The sequence below is a fragment of the Denitratisoma oestradiolicum genome (genome assembly GCF_902813185.1).
Lineage (GTDB): Bacteria > Pseudomonadota > Gammaproteobacteria > Burkholderiales > Rhodocyclaceae > Denitratisoma > Denitratisoma oestradiolicum.
Window position 1 is genome coordinate 71,402 of the sequence record NZ_LR778302.1, and the last position, 16,455, is coordinate 87,856.

The 16,455-nt window shown below is 61.0% G+C and carries 20 protein-coding genes and 2 pseudogenes; 2 read left to right on the forward strand and 20 right to left on the reverse strand.

The features are described from left to right. Positions 1-50 precede the first annotated feature (50 nt). The 15 genes and pseudogenes from DENOEST_RS19530 to DENOEST_RS19595 form a co-directional block, all read right to left on the reverse strand. The gene (locus DENOEST_RS19530; protein ID WP_183148383.1) at positions 51-326 is read right to left on the reverse strand and encodes an HU family DNA-binding protein; all 276 of its coding nucleotides are present in this window, start codon (positions 324-326) and stop codon (positions 51-53) included. A gap of 109 nt (positions 327-435) precedes the next feature. Beyond that, positions 436-1,638 (reverse strand): DUF1173 domain-containing protein, encoded by a 1,203-nt coding sequence (locus tag DENOEST_RS19535; RefSeq protein ID WP_183148323.1) that lies wholly within the window; start codon positions 1,636-1,638, stop codon positions 436-438. An 11-nt stretch (positions 1,639-1,649) separates the two neighbouring features. Continuing rightward, complete coding sequence (locus DENOEST_RS19540) at positions 1,650-3,335, reverse strand: zeta toxin family protein (protein WP_183148384.1); 1,686 nt, start codon at positions 3,333-3,335, stop codon at positions 1,650-1,652. Positions 3,336-3,347: 12 nt separating this feature from the next. Continuing rightward, positions 3,348-3,608 carry a hypothetical protein gene (locus DENOEST_RS19545; protein ID WP_183148324.1) on the reverse strand — a complete coding sequence of 87 codons (261 nt, stop codon included), beginning with the start codon at positions 3,606-3,608 and terminating at the stop codon, positions 3,348-3,350. 40 nt (positions 3,609-3,648) lie between these two features. Beyond that, complete coding sequence (locus DENOEST_RS20365; protein ID WP_232096638.1) at positions 3,649-4,179, reverse strand: KfrB domain-containing protein; 531 nt, start codon at positions 4,177-4,179, stop codon at positions 3,649-3,651. Between the two features lie 203 nt (positions 4,180-4,382). Then, positions 4,383-4,736: pseudogene (locus DENOEST_RS20370) on the reverse strand (Fic/DOC family protein); the annotation flags it as partial. Beyond that, complete coding sequence (locus DENOEST_RS19555) at positions 4,733-4,963, reverse strand: antitoxin VbhA family protein (protein WP_183148385.1); 231 nt, start codon at positions 4,961-4,963, stop codon at positions 4,733-4,735. The pseudogene DENOEST_RS20370 and the gene DENOEST_RS19555, both read right to left, overlap by 4 nt. Positions 4,964-5,089: 126 nt before the next feature. Next, entirely contained in the window at positions 5,090-5,461 is a 372-nt protein-coding gene (locus DENOEST_RS19560; protein WP_183148327.1) for a hypothetical protein, read from the reverse strand. A gap of 32 nt (positions 5,462-5,493) precedes the next feature. Continuing rightward, the gene (locus DENOEST_RS19565) at positions 5,494-6,006 is read right to left on the reverse strand and encodes a PD-(D/E)XK nuclease family protein (RefSeq protein ID WP_183148386.1); all 513 of its coding nucleotides are present in this window, start codon (positions 6,004-6,006) and stop codon (positions 5,494-5,496) included. Then, entirely contained in the window at positions 6,003-6,383 is a 381-nt protein-coding gene (locus tag DENOEST_RS19570) for a CFI-box-CTERM domain-containing protein (protein WP_232096613.1), read from the reverse strand. Before DENOEST_RS19570 ends, DENOEST_RS19565 begins: the two co-directional genes overlap by 4 nt. A gap of 27 nt (positions 6,384-6,410) precedes the next feature. Continuing rightward, positions 6,411-6,623 carry a hypothetical protein gene (locus DENOEST_RS19575; RefSeq protein ID WP_183148330.1) on the reverse strand — a complete coding sequence of 71 codons (213 nt, stop codon included), beginning with the start codon at positions 6,621-6,623 and terminating at the stop codon, positions 6,411-6,413. A gap of 4 nt (positions 6,624-6,627) precedes the next feature. After that, positions 6,628-6,888, reverse strand: a complete 261-nt coding sequence (locus tag DENOEST_RS19580; RefSeq protein WP_183148398.1) for a hypothetical protein — start codon at positions 6,886-6,888, stop codon at positions 6,628-6,630. Between the two features lie 5 nt (positions 6,889-6,893). Continuing rightward, on the reverse strand, positions 6,894-7,619 hold the full coding sequence (locus DENOEST_RS19585) for a M48 family metallopeptidase (RefSeq protein ID WP_183148387.1): 726 nt from the start codon (positions 7,617-7,619) through the stop codon (positions 6,894-6,896). After that, entirely contained in the window at positions 7,619-7,777 is a 159-nt protein-coding gene (locus tag DENOEST_RS19590; protein WP_183148331.1) for a hypothetical protein, read from the reverse strand. Before DENOEST_RS19590 ends, DENOEST_RS19585 begins: the two co-directional genes overlap by 1 nt. After that, positions 7,774-8,103: a hypothetical protein gene (locus DENOEST_RS19595; RefSeq protein WP_183148332.1), complete on the reverse strand. Its 330-nt coding sequence runs from the start codon at positions 8,101-8,103 to the stop codon at positions 7,774-7,776. The genes DENOEST_RS19590 and DENOEST_RS19595 overlap by 4 nt, the downstream gene beginning before the upstream one ends. On the opposite strand from DENOEST_RS19595, the gene DENOEST_RS19600 reads away from it, so the two are divergent. Continuing rightward, the gene (locus tag DENOEST_RS19600) at positions 8,102-8,353 is read left to right on the forward strand and encodes a hypothetical protein (RefSeq protein WP_183148333.1); all 252 of its coding nucleotides are present in this window, start codon (positions 8,102-8,104) and stop codon (positions 8,351-8,353) included. The genes DENOEST_RS19595 and DENOEST_RS19600 overlap by 2 nt on opposite strands. A gap of 3 nt (positions 8,354-8,356) precedes the next feature. Then, positions 8,357-8,629 (forward strand): hypothetical protein, encoded by a 273-nt coding sequence (locus tag DENOEST_RS19605; RefSeq protein ID WP_183148388.1) that lies wholly within the window; start codon positions 8,357-8,359, stop codon positions 8,627-8,629. Between the two features lie 28 nt (positions 8,630-8,657). On the opposite strand, the gene DENOEST_RS19610 is transcribed toward DENOEST_RS19605, so the two are convergent. The 5 genes and pseudogenes from DENOEST_RS19610 to DENOEST_RS19630 form a co-directional block, all read right to left on the reverse strand. Then, positions 8,658-11,729 (reverse strand): conjugal transfer protein TraG N-terminal domain-containing protein, encoded by a 3,072-nt coding sequence (locus DENOEST_RS19610; RefSeq protein WP_232096614.1) that lies wholly within the window; start codon positions 11,727-11,729, stop codon positions 8,658-8,660. Positions 11,730-11,740: 11 nt separating this feature from the next. Continuing rightward, positions 11,741-13,156, reverse strand: coding sequence for a conjugal transfer protein TraH (locus tag DENOEST_RS19615; RefSeq protein WP_183148389.1), 1,416 nt, complete (start codon positions 13,154-13,156; stop codon positions 11,741-11,743). A gap of 10 nt (positions 13,157-13,166) precedes the next feature. After that, positions 13,167-13,981 (reverse strand): annotated as a pseudogene (locus DENOEST_RS19620) (conjugal transfer protein TraF). Positions 13,982-13,984: 3 nt separating this feature from the next. Next, positions 13,985-14,353, reverse strand: coding sequence for a hypothetical protein (locus DENOEST_RS19625; RefSeq protein ID WP_183148336.1), 369 nt, complete (start codon positions 14,351-14,353; stop codon positions 13,985-13,987). A gap of 2 nt (positions 14,354-14,355) precedes the next feature. Then, positions 14,356-16,455: a conjugal transfer protein TraN gene (locus DENOEST_RS19630; RefSeq protein ID WP_232096616.1), complete on the reverse strand. Its 2,100-nt coding sequence runs from the start codon at positions 16,453-16,455 to the stop codon at positions 14,356-14,358.

A 16,455-nucleotide genomic window follows, 5' to 3' on the forward strand; every position in this document is an offset into this window, starting at 1 on the left:
GACCGCCGCCTCAGTTGCGGATAGGGCAGGGGAGGTCTTCATGGTGTGCCTCAGCCCTTGACCAGTGCCTTGAAGGTGGCGCCCGGCGTGAAGCGCGGCCGCACCGTGGGCGGAATGGAAATGGTCTCGCCGGTCTTCGGGTTGCGCCCGGCACGGGCGGCGACATTGGCTTTTTCGAACGTACCGAAGCCGCTCAACTTCACGGCGTCACCGCTGGCCACGGTGCCTTGCACCTGGTTGATGAAACTGTCGAGGAAGCGCCCAACGGCGGCTTTCGAGGATTCGGTGTCGGCGGCAATGGCGTCGATCAGATCTTGTCGGTTCATGCAGTAAGTCCTTGTTGTTGGTGGAGTGGGAAAAGCGGTTTCGCGCGCGAAAGACAGAACCGCACGGCGATTGAGGTAAGCAGTAGGGCAGGGCAGTACGGCATGGGCGTCACGCCGGCAGGGCCGGTAGCGGCGGCATAGGCTCGTCGCCGGCCTTCCAGACCCACGAGACCAACTTGCTGCCGGCCACCAGCTCATCGACGGCCGCCAGGTAGTCGTCACTGGCGCCAGGGGGCACCACGTACATGGCGGTGGGTTCCGGCTCAGTGTCCGAGGCCACCGCACACGCCAGCGGCCGCGTGGACGGCAAGTTGTAGCGCATGCCCTTCATGAAGCGCCGGTTCTGCTGGGTCAGCGCATCGAGGACCAGTTTCTCGTAGGTGCTCTCGAACGGAATCCAGTGCTCGGTGACGCACATCAACGCGGTCTCTTCGAGCGAAGCCACACCCGTGGCCCCAATGCTGAAGGTGCCGATCATCATCAGATGCGACCCTTCCAAGGCATCCCACAAGCCCAGCTCGATCTCGAAACGCTTGAGCAAGCGCTTGTGGATGTCGTCATTCATCATGAAGTGACAGTCGGGCAGATGTTTGAGCACGATCTTGTGGCCGTAGCGCGCCTGGGCCAGCTCTTTGACCTCGCCGATGACCAGCATCAGGCGCCGCGCACCTTTCTCGGGTGCGGCGATGCGCATCATCTGCGCCATGCGGCGCTGTGTGATTTCGGCCTTCTTCTCGGCATTGAACGACTCGGGGATGTAGAGCATGCCGGCCAGGCTCGCGCCCTTGGCCGTCTTGTCCTCGGCCGCCTGAAGCAGATACTTGCGGATGACGTACCAGCTCCGCTTGCCGGCCATGGTGGGCGCCCAACGGTTGAACCCCGCTTCCTCCCACAAGTAATGCAGCGTGCCGCGCAAGGTGAGCTTGTTGCCATCGGTCTTGACGCTATCGGTCTCTTTGCCGCTGGGCGCCGGAGCGGAACGGCTGGCACCCTTGGACAGCGAGAAGTCGAACTTCAAGGCCGTTGTCCCTTCGTCGGGGTTCTCCTGGATCGCGGTCCCGATGACTTGGCCCAGCCCGGAAAGCTCGGGCGGCGGCTCGTAGGAGTCACATGCCGGGGCATGATCGCCACCAGAATTCGGCATGCGTTTGATGAAATACTTGTCCTCGACCTTGGCCACGTACATTTCGATACCTGGGTGGCGGCACAAGCAAAGCGGCCGCTGCTTGGCGGCGTAGATGGCGGCCAACGCCTCCGGCAAAGCCGGATCATCGGAATGAATGGATTGGTTGCCGATCTGGTAGACGGCCATGCTGCTTCCCCTTATCGGCCCATGTCGCGGCCCATGTCGCGCGCTGCATCGCGGGCCGGCTCCTTGCCCTGCTCATAGACCTGGCTCTTGTCGTTGCCGTGCTGGATGGAAACCTTCTCGCCGGCCTGCACGTCGCGGTCCAACTGGCCTTTCTCGTAGCGCACGGCCACCATGTCGGACATCTTTACCAAGGCGTGATGCGAGGACGTGGCCACAACCTCCCCCTTCACGTCCTGCTTGAGTTCGCCCGCCTCGCGCACCATCAGGCCGCGATGGTTGGCGGCCAAGTCAGTCACGCGCTTGGACTCGTCAAGCGTGACGTTGCCCTGGGGGACATGGCCTTGATGAAGCTGCCCGGACAGTTCCGCACGGGCATTGAAATAGGACAACTCGCGGTCGTTTTGCGTGGTCTGCGGCCCCCAGCTCTGCTTGATCTCATGCAGGTGCTTATAGGCGCCGTCCAGCTCGGGATGGCGCTCCAGGGCCTCTTTCTTTGGCAGTTGATCGAACGCTTGCGCGCGCTGATAGGCGGGGCTCTGCTCGAACCGCGCCAAGTCGGCACGCGCCGCATCGAGCTTGGCGGCCAGCTCTTCCCGATCTGCCAGCAAAGGCCGCATGCTGCGTTCCGACTCTGGCCGTTGAACCTCGGCATAGGCGCGCTTCAGGTCTTCATCGTTGCCACCGATCCACTTGCCGTATTCCCGGACACCGGCCTTTTCCGTGTAGCTGGTCTGTCCAGGCACCGAGGCGGATTCACGGCCAGTAAGCCCGCGCTCGCTGCGGATCAATGACGGCTGGTCTTCAGCCTTGGCGTCGCGGAAGGCTTTGGCAGCCTCGTAGACGTTGTGGGTTTCCGTGATGACCTTGCCATCCGACGCCGTGCGGACGGTGTAGGTCACGTTGTCCCGCACGCCTTCGCGCTGCTTGGCCAGCGCATGGATGTCTTCCAGGGCGGAAACGTGGTCGCGCCGCTCGGCGTGTGTCCACTGCCGGCTGCGTTCTTGCTCCAGGGCACGCGCGGCGTCGGGCGCATGCTGCCATTCGCCACGCTCCTGGCGGTTCTCGTAGATCGGCCGCTGCTGGGCGTCGTACAGGCGCACCGCATCGACGAGTTTTTCACGCTCCAGGGTGGCGACGGTCTGCGCCATGCCGACATAGGCACCGTCATGCTGCTCGCGGTTGACGAAGCGGCCGGTGCCGCGCTCGGCCACCTGTTCCTCGAAGCGCAGGCGCGCGCGCGTCATCGACGTTTCGGCCGAAACGGCCATGACGCGGGCCTCGACCTCGTAGCCACCTTCCTTGAGTCGCACGGCCAGATCGCGGATGTTCTCGGGGCTGCGCATCGTGCCGTCGACCACCAGATTGCGGCGGTTTTCGGCGGCCGCCATCGTGAGGCGGGTCGCCCATTCGCCGGCTTCCTTCTGCGTGCGGTCGGCCGCGTGCTGCGGATCGTCTCGGGAGAGCTGCTTGTAGCGCGGGTTTTCCTCCCGCATCCGGTCGGCGTCGATCACGACGGCGCCGCCCTGGTCGCGCAGCTCGCGCGCAGCCTCGGCGGCCAGCACCGACTTGCCGGAGCCGGGCTGGCCTCCTAGCAAGATCGCCTTGGGCTTGTCCTGGGCTTGGGTCTCAGCCAGCGCGTCACGCTCTACGCCTTTGTAGGCCGTCTCCATCCCGTACTTGGAAATATCCGAAGCCATGCCCCCTCCCGCTTACTGCTGGTAGAGTTCGCGCGCCTGGGGACCGTACTGCTGGATCACGGTCTCGATGGCGGCAGCATCTTTCGGGTCCAGGCCGTCGCGCAGGGCGCGCAGGGCGCGCTTGTCGGCCTCGATGCCCGCCACCACGGCGTCATCGGGGATGGGCTTCTCGCGCTCCAGCGCGAGCGCTTCGGAATGGTGGGCGATGATCGCGCCCAGCACGTCACACGCCACTTCGTAGCGCACGCCGGTTCGGTTGAATAGTTCGGACATTGATATACCTCCCATGCAGCGCGCTTTCGCGCGCGAAAGTTCAGTGGTTCTCCAGGACGCGCTCACGCTCCATCTGCATGTCGCGCCCGCGATCGCGGGCAGGTTCCTTGCCCTGCTCATAGACTTGGCTCTTGTCATGGCCGTGCTGGATCGCCAGGCGATCCCCGACGTGCACCGCGCGGTCGAGGTTTTCGCGCTCGTAGCGCACGGCGATCATGTCGCCGACTTTCAGCATGACGTGATGGGACGAGACGGCCACCACGTCGCCCCGATACTGGCCACCCAACGCACCGGCATCCCGCACCATCAACCCGCGATAGACGGCCGCATGTTCGATGACCCGGCGCGATTCCTCCATTGACACGCCATCGCCCACGGCGCGGCCGGTGTGCAACTCGTTGGCGATCTCGGCACGAAGGAAATTCACGTCCTGGCCGGCCCGCTGCGCATCCGCGAGCATCTTGTAGGCGCCGTCCAGCTCGGGATGTTTGGCCAGCGCCTCGCGCCAGGGCAGTTTCTCGAAAGCCGTGGCGCGTTCAACCGTCGTGATTTCGTAGAACACCTCACGCATCGGGGCAAAATCGCCTCGTACAGACTGTTTGGCGGCCTCGTTCCAGACTTGTTTGTCGACCTTGCTGTAATCGAGGTGGTAGCCGCTTTCCTTGGCAAGCTGCCCAAGAAACTCGCGCGTCGCCCGTCCATTACCCTCGCGGAAGGGTGCATTTCATTGAGGCCCGCGTACACCTCGGCCATCTTGTCCGCGAACTGTGCCTTGTCGGTTCCGCGCAGGTAGCCAGCCTCTTTGATGGTGGCAGCAACCTCGGCGGCCTTGGCCGGGATGTCTTCCTTGAAGGTAAACAGGGTTCGGTCGCCCGCCGGCCCCTTGGCGATGTCCACGGTGCGAACCTCGCCGGCCCACTCATAAACATCCTTGAAGACTTGCCGATGAATGGCTTGCAGATGCACCAAGTCGTAATTGCCCTTCACCGGGTTTTCGCGCAACTCCTGAATGCGGATCGCGGTAGCCCCGCGCTCGAACCGCTGCAATTCCGCCAGGTCTCGAAGCTCGGCCTTGTTCTTGAGGACATGGGTGCCGGGGTATGTGTACCCCTCTTGCTGGTCGGTCATGACCCTGCACCCTTGCGTGCGCGCTCCAGGTAGAGCGCCACCGCCTCGTCGGACGTGAGCGCACCCGCAGCAACGGCTTCTTGGATCTCAAGATCGGCCGCGTCAGCGTTCATGCCTTCGAGGGCCAGCGAGGCGTTGGCCAGGGCGAATTGCTCCCGGCGAAGCTGCACCGGATCGTCAGCGGCCGGCGGCCGCGAGGGGTCCAGAAGATCGAGGTCAAATGTCATGACGGGCTCCAGTTCGGTAAGGGTGCCGGTATGCCAAGGATATCACGTATTGCTTTCTAACTGACAGCAGTATAGAAACAAAAATGCCGGCGCGACAAGGGTTTTAAGGCGATTTGTCGCACTGACTCAAGAATGCTCCAGCGTGCGCCGAACGGGCCGCAAGGCGGTCGCCGTGGCCTCGATCACCTGCTGGATTTCCTGCAAGTAGCTATCGACTCGCGCCTTCATGCCTTCCCACTCGTTCTTGGTTTTCACCAGATCATCGAGCGGACCATTGCCGTACTGCTTGCTGTCGATGCAGCGATGGATGGTCAGCAGCCGCATTTCCATGTTGCGCAAGGCGTATTCGCAGCGCGCGAGCTGCTGCCCGTCGATGGGGGTATGGCAATAGCGGACGTTCTCAACGTCACGGACAAAGCCCTCGAAGTCCTTACGGTGGTCGCCCAGCAGGGCCACGAAGGATTCCATCAGACGGGTTTCGCGTTCTCGCATGTTCATGGTGTGCCTCAATTTATGATGGGTGGGAAAAGCTAGTTGCAAGCTCCAGCATGGCCGCAGCTCTTGCATTTCGGGCCTCGGCTCTTGCGGGCCTGGGCGCGCCCCTCGATGATGGCGAGGTAGCGCGCGATCAATTGTTCGCAGTAGGCGTCGTCGCGCAGCTCAACACGGATGGCCTTGCGCTTGCGCGTGGTCCGGTTGTTGATGACGGCGTAGCCAAAGGCAGCGGTGGGTAGGCCATTGCGGCGCAGAAGCCACCCCTGCAAGGAAAGCTGCGCGATGTCGGTCTCATAGACGCGGTGGGCATCGCGGTTCTTGTTTTCGAGGGGGACATGCAGCCCGTCCGGAAGGCGATACACCTGGTCGGGTCGGCCGATGACCCGGTAAGGATGGTCGGCCCGGAGGTTCCGTTCGACTTGCGCAACCCGGCCGGCCTTCAGTTCATCGGGCAACCAATCCTGGGAGAAGCCACGCCAGACGAGGAACGTCCACGCGGCCAGTGCCAGGGCCAGACCGAACAAGATGAAGCTGGCCAGGTTGTTCATCGCGGCATCCCCAGCAGCCGCACGATGCCGTTGAGTAGCAAGCGGATCGCAGCGGCGAGCAAGCCATGGCGAGAGAGGAACCGCGCCACGGCTGGCGACAGCACGTAGTACCCGCGCACAAACAGGCGCCCGGGCGCCGCCGGCATCAACACACGGTCGCGCCAAGCGCGCAGAAAGCACGTTTCAGGAGCATCAGGGCCATAGACGGCCGAGGCGATGAAGCATCGCCGGTCCATGGCGGCCCGCGTATGGCCCTCGACCTCGAAGCGCAGATGCTCGAAGGTGCCGGCGGCCGCCTTCGCGCGTACATCCAACGGCCGGGCATCACCGCGCTCGCGGTCGAAGAGAACCTTTTGCTCGCAAGTAGACGGTTCCAACGATGTCCGTGATGGTGTGGTACTTCTTCATGGCCTGATCCGCCTCTTCGCATTTACAGGCGACAAGGCGCACTCAAGGCCGTGGTAGATCACCAATGCCCCAGCCATGAAGACCAGCGCAGCGGATAGATGGAACAGCTCCGCAAGGGCTGAGGCACGAACAAACCACAGGACGCCGATGCAGCACGCGAGCACCAGGGCCAGAAAGGTGAAGTACCAACCGACACCGCCGAACCCCATTTCGTTACTCCCCGGACTTTCGCGCGCGAAAGTCGCGCGGCTTGGCCAGCATCCAGCGGTAGATGCCCAAGAGGCTGGTCGCGGTAAACGCGACCTGCATGAAGATCAGGCCAGGCGCGTTCGTGAGAATGCCGAACAGAATCCAACAGACGTTCGATGCCAGGAAGGCGACAAACCCCCAGCCGGACCGGGCGTTGTTCAAAGCCAAGAGCCAAGCGCCAAGAACACCGAAGGCGCAGCCGATCCATTGCAAGTACCAATCCATCGCCGTCACACCAACGTCATGCGCCCGGTCTCCAGGGCGCGGATGCGCATCGGCAGAGTCGGATACGCGGTCAAGACAGAGATCCACCGATGCCATGGCCGAGAGGGGTAAATCTCGTGCAACTCGTGCAGCGCGGCCAAGGCGTCGGCCTTGCCGACCCGCGCGGCGGCGCCAGCATCGGCGCGATACTCGAAGTAGCGACGCAAAGCCAGAAAGATCAGGAAGCCGGCGAGGAAAACGGTGTTGTTGTTCGTGCCGTAGCTGCCGAGGGTGAAGCACGAGGCGTATGCGAAGGTGCCCAAGATGTGGCGCTCCGCAACGTGGCTTTCCTCGTGCGCAATGACCCCGCGCAGTCCTGGATCACTCAGTCGGCGGACCAATCCCGAGGTCAGATAAATGCGGGAATGATGCTGGCCGAGGCCGACCGTGTTGGCTTGCTGGTCGGCGTGGTCGTACAGATAGACCGGCGAACCGACCGGCATAGACGCGAGCACGCCGGCCAAGCGCCGCTGCAATGGCCCGTCCGTCGAGGCCACGGGCGCAAGAAACCGCGCAGCCAACGGCGCTGAGGCATAGAAGCCGAACAGGAAGATCAGGCCGGCGACCGTCTGCATGAAAGGTTTGTAGGCGGGATCAGGGGCGAGCCGCGTGGCCACCCACAAGATGCCGCCGCCCACTTCCATGAAGAAGAGGACCAGGACAATCCGCCTGAACCAGTGGGACGGAATCATCAGCGCCGGCAGTCATCGCATTGGATCGCAGTGGCGATAGAGCGGTACGGGCTGTAATCGGTGCCGGTGCGCCAATCGTTGTGCATGGCGACGGGTTCGGGAGCCGTGGCGCACCCGGCAAGAGTGGCCGCAAGCAAGAGAGCCAGGAGTGACTTCATTTCTTCTTCCTTTCTTCGTTCAAATTGATAGCGTCCACCAGCTCACGACAAACGGAATGCGCCCGCTGGCGAGACACGCCGGCATGACGGGCTGCAACGGATTGACGGAAGCCGAGAACCAAAACTTCTTCTGCGATCCGGTAAGATTCGGGCGAAAGGTCGAGCCGTTTTGCTGCTTTCACAAAGACAGCACGCGATACTTTGCCGCAGGCGTCTAGGACCGACTTGTATGAATTGGCCATTGCGTTGCAAACTAAAGGGATTCGGCGTAATTTGTCAACATGACATTTAGCCATTTTCACGCCATAAACATGGAGCAGAAGCATGAAAAAACTAACTTTGTTTGCTTTCATTATGACAGCACTAAGCGCCGCAACCAACGTGCTTGCGGCCCCCGCAAGGGGTGGGGTGTGCGGCGCGTATCCGTTCAACGGCGCGGACACCAAATTCGATTGCGAACATCTAGGAAAGGTCACGATCAAACAGATTTACGAGAGGGGTTGGCGTATCGTGTCGATGGGGCAACAGAACGATGGTGGTAGCTGGACCTATATCGTCATCGAGGAACAGAGGTAGATCATGGGTAAGTGGAAGAAACTGCTGCTCTACGCAGCGCCGATTCCGATAGCCTTTGTGCTTTCGGATCACTCGTTTTCGGACTTCATCAAGATGTTGGGAGGCGGCCTCATGTTCTGGATTCCCTACTGGTTGGCGTGCTGGTTGAGCGATGGGTTCACGGACCTTCCTGCAACGACCGGCGGCCGCCTCACGCTGGGCATGGACATCAACCCGTGCACGAACAAGTACCAACCCGTCCTGAAGGACGAGCGCGGCCGCACAGTGATGTATTGAACAAGGGAGGGGCGCAAGGCCCCTGCCCTTATCGCTTCGTGCCAGAGTTGATCTGAGGCGATGCACTGGTTTCCCTCTTCATGTTCTCGGTGAGCTTTTCACCATCTGCCGTCCCGTCCCCGCCGGTTAGCTTGTCCCACCCCTTCAGGGCGGAATCCTTGATGTCGCGCCCTTCCATGTCCTCAACAACACCCAATGGATTGGCGCGCCCTTCTCCAACCTTCTTGTCCGGGCTAGCCCAGGCGTGCACGTTGTCATCCAGGGCGCCCGTCCGCGCGGGGATGCTGCCCTTGTTCTTCGGATCAAGCTGGCCTTCGACAGCGCCGCGCGACTGCCCAACAATCCCCGGAGTGCTCGTATTCGTGCGAACAGGTGCGGTACTGCCGGCGCCTGTTGCCGCAGCCTTGCGCTTGTGTTTTGCGCGAATATCGTTCGGGAGGTCTTTGCGTTCCTTCTCGGATATGCCTTGCAACCCGGCCTTGTTGGCCGGCAAGGTTTCGCCTGCGAAAGTGTTGGTGTTCAACGTCTGGGCGGCATTCACCATGCCCTTTTCGGCCGCATAGTCCTGAACCATCGACATGATGGTCGGCGTTTCTTGACTGTAGAACCGGGTTGCACTCATGCCGTTGCGGGCGGCAACAGCTTCCATGAAAGAAGGATCGGCCAGCAAGTCGCGGTGATGCGTGAAGCTATTGGATTCACTGCGGTTCGCACGGTCGCCGGTCCCGTACTCCTGCCTATCCGAAACGTCGCGGATTTGCGACCGTTCGTCGATGTTGGACAGCACGGCATCGTTACCGGTACGGCTGGTCTGCTGGGACTGTTGACCAGCGCCGTCCTGCGCGGTGCGCTGACCGCTAACTTGGAAAGTGCGTTCAGTGCGCGCGCTCTCATCAAGGCTGTGCTGATCAACCACACCACGGTCACGCGAGTGCCCAGCTTGGTAGGTTTTCGTGGAACTGGCGCCAAACCCGGCACTAAGACGGCTAAGGAGACCACCATCGGCGGGTGCACCGCGTCCGGAGCGATAGTTTTTGAGCGCCTGATCCACCTGGGCCTGATTGCCACCACCATTGCGGATGGCATCGGTAATGCGCTTCTCTTCGCGTGGATCAGCCGGCGCAGCACCACCACCGCCACCCCCCCCGCCTCCAGCAGCCGCTGGGCCAGGCCGAGACAAACCAAGATTCATGGACAGGTTGTCTTGTGCACCCGCCTGCATGTTGAACTGGGAACCATCGCGGAAAGTCTTGCCGACCGACTGCCCGCCTGTGTGGGCGCCGCCGTAGCCACCCTGATCCGTCGTCGAAGCACTGACACCGGACTGTTGATACGCGCCTCGCGTGCGGTCAGCCCCCACAACGCTATTACCCGTAGAGCTGTCGCCGTGACGGGTGGAAAGTTGGTCGCCCGAAGAGGTGATGTCAGTACGATGAGCCTCCTGGTTGCGGCCCGCCTCGTAGCGGTGGTCCATGCCCATTTGCTGGAGCATGCGATTATGGAGCTGGCTCATGGCCACAGCGCCATTCGGCGCGATGGTGGCCGTACCGCCCGACCCGGTGCCGATCATGGCGCCACCTCCGGACAGTGCCATATTGCTGTCGTACTTGTGCATCGAGGTCGTGTTGATGCCGGCGGAGTCCATACCAACCTGCCCCATGCTGACGTTGCCAATGGAGGTCTGATAGCCAGCACCATGGACAGCGGACGAAAAGCTAGCCGTCATGCGATCCGCCAAGGACATGATCCCACCCTGCCCCATCTTGATGATGCCGGCAGCGAGGAATGGGACGAGCAGGACCATATACCCGATAAGTGATTGCTCATCGGTCAATGTGGCGTCGAAAACATCTGAGAGCTGAAAGGGAATACCAGAGCCGGTAGCCAACTCAAGTGCCCGCATCTTGTAACGCAGGTGCATCATCGACAGGTGGTTGATGACCGCGAAGAGAACAGGCCACATTCCTATCCAGGCGAGAGCCATCATGTAGCCGCCAAGGATCTGTTTCGCTCCTTGGGCAGTCATGACCACCATCAAAACAACCACAATAGGAAACATCGCGTAGATGATCGCCTCGATCCAGTTGCGAATATGAGGCAAGGTTTCCTGGGCCAAGATACTGATGGACGCATTGGCGCCGGCGGCCTGGCGTGCGGCCTGAGCGGAGGCCATCATGGCGTTGACTTCGGCCACGCGCGCGGGATCGTTCAGAAGGGCCGGCAGTTCAGCGCCCGCCTCTTTCCAGATGTTGTTGAACATCGACTGGCGCAACGCAGCGGAGGCGTTGGATGAGTTGTTGAGAATCCAGTCGTAGGATGTGCCGATTGCGGATACGAACATGCTTTCCGCGATGGCATCGGTGGAAGCCCGAGAGAACGCTTGCTTGCCGTAGAAGATTTGCGCCTTGGCCGCTGCATCAGCAACGCGGTCCTTGAGAACAATAGCCACGTCAGTGCAAGGCTCGGTCTTAGGCTCGGGCGTCAAGGTGTCATACGTGGCGAAGCGCGCTGGGCTGGTGTTGCTGAAAATCGTGTTCCAGGTGTCGGTGCCGCCCACAATTTCCTGGGCACCGACCACGCCATCCTTAATGTCGTAGAGCGTGCATTCCTTGATGAATTGCATCAGATCGGAGCGCAGTTGTGGGTCGCGTACCGTGGCGTTATTTACGCTCTTCAGGATGCGATGGCCGAACGCCACATCCCCCTTCTGCAAGCCCAATTCATCCGGCACGCCGAAGACGGTTTCGTAGGTGCGGGTAAAGAACCCAAAAGTGAGGTTGGTGGCTTGCGCCACTACCGCAAGCGTAAAAGGCACGTTATCCACAACACGAGGCGGCTCCAACCCCGTCTTGTCGGTCAGTCCCACGCGAGCAATGGGAAGGTTCAAGATGCTGACAAAGATCAGCGCCTGGATAAACCACTTCGCCATTTCGAGCTGTTTGTTGCCTGCGTAGGCAAACATCCCGATGCCGATAGCGAAGAGGAAGACCATTTTCATCATCCCCTCGAAGCCGGCACCGGCCATGATCGAAGCGACGGCATTGAAGACGTAGTACAGCGTCTCGACGTTCCAGTAGGTTTGAATTTCGATGTCGATCATCGCCGGGCCTCTTAGCGAAGACTCTTGCCGAAGGCGAGAGAGTTACGCAGTGTTTGGGACAGATTGGCGTTCAGGGCGCGCTCCATGTAGTGCACTTCCTGGGCAATGTCATAGGTGCTGATGGTCTGCGTGTATGCAGTAGCAAGAACTGAGCGGGCATCATTGCGAAGCTTTTCCAGCTCGGGATAGACCTTGTTCAGCTCTTGGGCGACGGCGGGATCGCTGGCCGTGGCAACGTACTTGGCCAGGGCTGCGTTGAGGTCGGCGACCGCCCGCTGGATGTAAACCTCGGCATACTTCGCCGCAATGAGGTCCTGATAGCGGTTGACCAAGTTGTCAGCCAGGGCTGTGTTGTTCAACGTGGTGGACACCGCCAGCATCTTGTAGACGGGAAGATCGGTGACATTGAGGAACTTCCAGATGGCGTCGACATCAGGGTGTGCGGCCCGCGTGGCGATCTTGTCGGTGATGTCCCACATCTTCGTGCGGACCATGTAGCGGAAGCTGCGGGTATTGGATGACGAAGTGCTGTTGTAAGGGTTCAGGCAACCGTCCTCGCTTGTGGTATCACAACGCCAGATCGGCAGATCAAGAGTCGGGGACGTGTCCTGCTTTCCGACGAGCTGCTGAACGGTAATGTCTTTCTTCGGGACAAAGAGCGGCTTGGTACGGTTGCCGTTCGTGGAAAAGATTGTGGTCCCGACCATCGACATCAGGATCATGCGGTATTCGTCGTCGATGCCATCCAGTTTCTTGAGTGCTTTCCAAACGACGTTCCCACGCGGGAGATCGTCGCTCGCGGCGGGATTCGTTGAAGCGACCTGATTGACGGTCTGATTGGCCTTGTCTTCGTTGTTCATCACATTGGTCCAAGCGTCTGTGATGTTCTCGAAGATGTTGGAATCGACGCCGAAATTCTTGGCGGCGTTCTGGCGCCCACGAGACCACGATTCAGGGACCGAGGCATTAACCAAACCCTTGGCGGTTTCGCAAGAGTCGATGTTGAGGCGATTAATTTGATTAGCGGTGGCCTGAAGGGCCTGCATCACGTTGTCGCACGTAGGGCAAAGATTCTGGAGTGCGAGCTTGAAGCCATAGCCCAGCGCGTTGGAACCGATGTTCTTCAACATGGCGACGAACTGATCCTTATTGATGAACGAGAAGCCGCCCATAAAAAGGTCGATCCCGCCGCAACCTGCGTTCCAGCTCGGCGGCGTCACCATGGCCAAGTTGTAGGTGCGAGTGGGCATGCGCATGAACATGCTGCCCCCGGTGTACATGTTCATCGTCTGCCCCTGGAGTGCAGCCGGATTTGAGACATTGCCGTTTGCATTCACGTCATCGAAGAGTTGCTGCATGGTGACGGCGTTCGCCTGGGTCGCCAGAACGCAGGCCAATACAACAGCAGTGATTTTCTTCAAGCGCATAGCTGCCTCCTTAGAATTGATCGCCCGGCTTCGTGCCGGTCAAGACGAAAATGCGGTTCTGATTTCGGAAAGCGCCATCATCCCGAAGCCGATAGGCGCATGGTCGCCGGTTGTCTTGGAACCAATAAACAGCGCCGGAACGCGCTCTACGCCCCAGGCGGCGGCACTAGCGCGTCCATCGCGGAATTGCGGAAAATCCGGAAGGCCCGCACCGTCGACTGAAACGGGCAGCACCTCGATACCGTACTTCTCGGCCAGCATGCGGATGGTCGGCGCCATCGCGTGGCAGTAGGGACAATCCGAGCGGAAGAAGAAAATCAGCCCGTGTTCCTTGGCCAATTGCTGTAGGTGGCGGTCCTGGTCCTGGTCCCGTCGCTCGTCGAAGAGCTTGATCGCAGCGTTGTTGGCGGGCCGCTTCAGGGTGTAGTCAAGGTCAGGGTTCTGCCACACCACCCGGCGCCAGTTGTCCGCGAAGACAGATCCTTTGTCCTGTACGACCTGCCATAGCTCCAGGTAGTCGCGCAGGTTCTTCTCGGTGGGACTCATCACGGCGATGTCTTCGCGGCGCTTCAGCTCCACGCGCATTTGTTCTGCCGTCTTGATGTCCTGGATTTCGATTCGACGGGGAGCGGCCGGCTTTGCCGGCTCTTGCGAACGCGCAGGCGCCGGCATCGGCGCCGGGGCCGCCGCCGCTTCCTCCTGGTCGCAATACCAGTTGAACTTGTTGCTGTCGCATGTCCAGATCGACGGGTAATCAAGGGCACTCTGGGCATGTGCCGCAGCGCCGAACATCAACGAAAGGGCGATAAGCGATTGCCGAACCATGGCTTACTCCCCTACCCCTTCAGGCAGCGGCGGGCCACCATCGAGGCAATAGTTCATCTGCGTGGTGAGAATGGCGTCGGTGCGCCCCTTGGGCGTATCCACGTCCTTCTTCGTGTAGATGATTTCAAGGCGCTTGCAGTCGGCGCGACCCAGGTTCTGAATGACCTTGGCCGTCACCAGCAGCGGCCCGGTGCTGCGGAACTGCCGGGTGAAATGTTCATCGACCTGGCCAGTGAGCACGCCAGCAGCGGAGCCGGACTTGATGGCCAGCACCATCAAGTCATGGGGTTTGGTGTAGATACGGGCCTGGGCCTGACTTTCGCACGCGAAAGCCATGCCGATGACGGACAAGAGGATGGCAACGGGTTTCATGGTCAGTCCTGTTCGTAGTAGTTCTTCACTTGATCGGAGACGCTTTGCCCCGCGCGGTTGATGCTGCCAGCCAGGTCGGCCTCCTTCGGCACGATCTTCTGGATGAACTCAGAAAGATCCATCGCCGCGAAGTTGAGCGACTGAAGCTGTCCCTCGGTGAATCCGCCGCACTGGTTCATGGGGAGACCGAGTTGGGCGCGGCCCTGGCGATTGATGAGCTTGGCCAGCAGGGAGTTGAAGCAGCAGTGGGTTTCCTTCTTCTCCAGGCACGTACCGATGATCTTCAGCTTCTTGGAGCAGCGGGTTCCGATGTGGACGCACAGGTTTTCGCCGCGCTTCAGACTCATGATTTGCTCGCTCTGGTCGCAGCTCAGCCATTCCGTGATAACCATGATGGCGATCTGCAAAGCGAAGGTATAAGGATCGAACGCGACGAACTGGAAGCCGTTGGCGAACGTGAATTGAAACTGGAAGCCGTAGAAAGAGAAGGTGGGGTTGAACATCCCATCACCCAGGCCCGTAGCCCAGCTATTCATGGCGCCAAGCCCTTTGCCCAGGAGCGAGCCATCCACGGAGCTGTATAGGGCGTCGTACATGTACTTCGAGCCCATGGCGACAGCTTCCTTGGCACCCTCTCCCACCACAGTCATGCCAGCACCAAGCAAGGCATGGTTGGAGAAGGCCGAACCGCCGCCAGACGAGCCGCAGCAGCTCTTGAGCACCGTGCCCCCGAAGACCTTGATCGAGCACTCTTCCTTGTAACCTTTGAATATCTCGATGTTGCCGCCGTTGACCCCGTAGACGCCGGCTTCGCGGGACGCCTCCATCATGGCGGCCGCCTTGCCGAAATCCTGGTCGGGCTGGCGATCCGTGGAGAAGCAACCGGCTCCATCGTCCTGGCAGAAAGAAGACGGCTCGCAAACCTCGTGCGTCGTTGTGCTCGGCGGGGTTTTTTCGCAGCGGTAAGACTCTTCGGTGATCGCGCACTTGCCATCAATGGCGTACTGAATGCAGGCGGTGCCCTGGGAGACGCAATTGCCCCACGCGCGTGGCCCGCAGTCGTAGTCGCTGTCATTGGTCAGGCAGCCGAACTCCTTGCGCCACTGCCAGCAGCCGCGATAGACCGGCACGCCGTCGAAATAGCGGGTTTCGGGCGCCTGAGTGCACCACTTCGGCTTGGTCTCTTCGCAGTCCGGCCACGGCTTGCGATTGAGGTCGGAACGCGCTTCTTTTTCGGCGCACTGGTTGTCCCAGTTCTCGACCACTGTGGGCACCTTGTCGGCATAAGTGTTGTATTCGTTCCAGCCCTGGGACCATGTAGCGGGCGTCTTCGTCGTGGTCTCTACGCCGTTCTCGTCCGTGGTCGTGGTGCTGCACTGGTGGAGCGCGTCCGGGCCGGTGGAACCCTCCGGGCAGGTCCACACGTCGACCGGCTGCTTGACGTGGCAGGTCGCATCCGGCGGGATCATGCCGGCACCCTGGGGAGGCACCTTCTCGGTGCCCGGAATGATGGTCGGTCCCTCGATGGTGAACGCCGGGCAGTAGTAGTTCCAGTTGATCTGAATATCCAGGGTGTTGTCACACTCGGAGAAATCCGTCTTGCGCGCGGTCGTGCAGGTTTCGGTGACATATTCGCCGGGGTTGTTCTGCGTCACCGTGCGGCAAACTTGGCCCGTTCCGCTGGCCGGCGCAGTGCCGGGGTTCTTGATGACCGGATCGCTACCGGTGATGATCGGGTCGGTCTTCGAGAGCGGAACGATGGGCCGCTCGGACGGGTTCTTGGCCAGGAAGTTGACGGCATCGCATTCCTGCTGGTCGTAGGCATTGCCGGCGACATAGGTTTGGCATGCGGTCAGCTTGTTGGTCCCGGCCGTGCCCAGCAAACCCTTGCCGCCGCTGTAGTAGCCGGATTCCGGGGCGCTGGTGTTGTACTTGGGGACATTGGCCGCGCCCGAGGCGCTGCTGACTGTACCGCCGGCCCCACCCTTTCCGGCGTTGCCGAATGTCTTGCCTTGATTGAACGCCTCGGCCGGCGTCATGTCGGCATGGGCGGCCCCGGCCAAGGCGGACAGGGCAAACAAGAGGATAGGTAGAGCCTTCAT

What these genes read in the sequence shown, in the direction of transcription:
- DENOEST_RS19530 (WP_183148383.1), bottom strand. Translation starts at nt 326, where the DNA reads ATGAACCGACAAGATCTGATCGACGCCATTGCCGCCGACACCGAATCC.
- DENOEST_RS19535 (WP_183148323.1), bottom strand. Translation starts at nt 1,638, where the DNA reads ATGGCCGTCTACCAGATCGGCAACCAATCCATTCATTCCGATGATCCG.
- DENOEST_RS19540 (WP_183148384.1), bottom strand. Translation starts at nt 3,335, where the DNA reads ATGGCTTCGGATATTTCCAAGTACGGGATGGAGACGGCCTACAAAGGC.
- DENOEST_RS19545 (WP_183148324.1), bottom strand. Translation starts at nt 3,608, where the DNA reads ATGTCCGAACTATTCAACCGAACCGGCGTGCGCTACGAAGTGGCGTGT.
- DENOEST_RS20365 (WP_232096638.1), bottom strand. Translation starts at nt 4,179, where the DNA reads ATGCGTGAGGTGTTCTACGAAATCACGACGGTTGAACGCGCCACGGCT.
- DENOEST_RS19555 (WP_183148385.1), bottom strand. Translation starts at nt 4,963, where the DNA reads ATGACATTTGACCTCGATCTTCTGGACCCCTCGCGGCCGCCGGCCGCT.
- DENOEST_RS19560 (WP_183148327.1), bottom strand. Translation starts at nt 5,461, where the DNA reads ATGAACATGCGAGAACGCGAAACCCGTCTGATGGAATCCTTCGTGGCC.
- DENOEST_RS19565 (WP_183148386.1), bottom strand. Translation starts at nt 6,006, where the DNA reads ATGAACAACCTGGCCAGCTTCATCTTGTTCGGTCTGGCCCTGGCACTG.
- DENOEST_RS19575 (WP_183148330.1), bottom strand. Translation starts at nt 6,623, where the DNA reads ATGGGGTTCGGCGGTGTCGGTTGGTACTTCACCTTTCTGGCCCTGGTG.
- DENOEST_RS19580 (WP_183148398.1), bottom strand. Translation starts at nt 6,888, where the DNA reads ATGGATTGGTACTTGCAATGGATCGGCTGCGCCTTCGGTGTTCTTGGC.
- DENOEST_RS19585 (WP_183148387.1), bottom strand. Translation starts at nt 7,619, where the DNA reads ATGATTCCGTCCCACTGGTTCAGGCGGATTGTCCTGGTCCTCTTCTTC.
- DENOEST_RS19590 (WP_183148331.1), bottom strand. Translation starts at nt 7,777, where the DNA reads ATGAAGTCACTCCTGGCTCTCTTGCTTGCGGCCACTCTTGCCGGGTGC.
- DENOEST_RS19600 (WP_183148333.1), top strand. Translation starts at nt 8,102, where the DNA reads ATGAAAAAACTAACTTTGTTTGCTTTCATTATGACAGCACTAAGCGCC.
- DENOEST_RS19595 (WP_183148332.1), bottom strand. Translation starts at nt 8,103, where the DNA reads ATGCTTCTGCTCCATGTTTATGGCGTGAAAATGGCTAAATGTCATGTT.
- DENOEST_RS19605 (WP_183148388.1), top strand. Translation starts at nt 8,357, where the DNA reads ATGGGTAAGTGGAAGAAACTGCTGCTCTACGCAGCGCCGATTCCGATA.
- DENOEST_RS19610 (WP_232096614.1), bottom strand. Translation starts at nt 11,729, where the DNA reads ATGATCGACATCGAAATTCAAACCTACTGGAACGTCGAGACGCTGTAC.
- DENOEST_RS19615 (WP_183148389.1), bottom strand. Translation starts at nt 13,156, where the DNA reads ATGCGCTTGAAGAAAATCACTGCTGTTGTATTGGCCTGCGTTCTGGCG.
- DENOEST_RS19625 (WP_183148336.1), bottom strand. Translation starts at nt 14,353, where the DNA reads ATGAAACCCGTTGCCATCCTCTTGTCCGTCATCGGCATGGCTTTCGCG.
- DENOEST_RS19630 (WP_232096616.1), bottom strand. Translation starts at nt 16,455, where the DNA reads ATGAAGGCTCTACCTATCCTCTTGTTTGCCCTGTCCGCCTTGGCCGGG.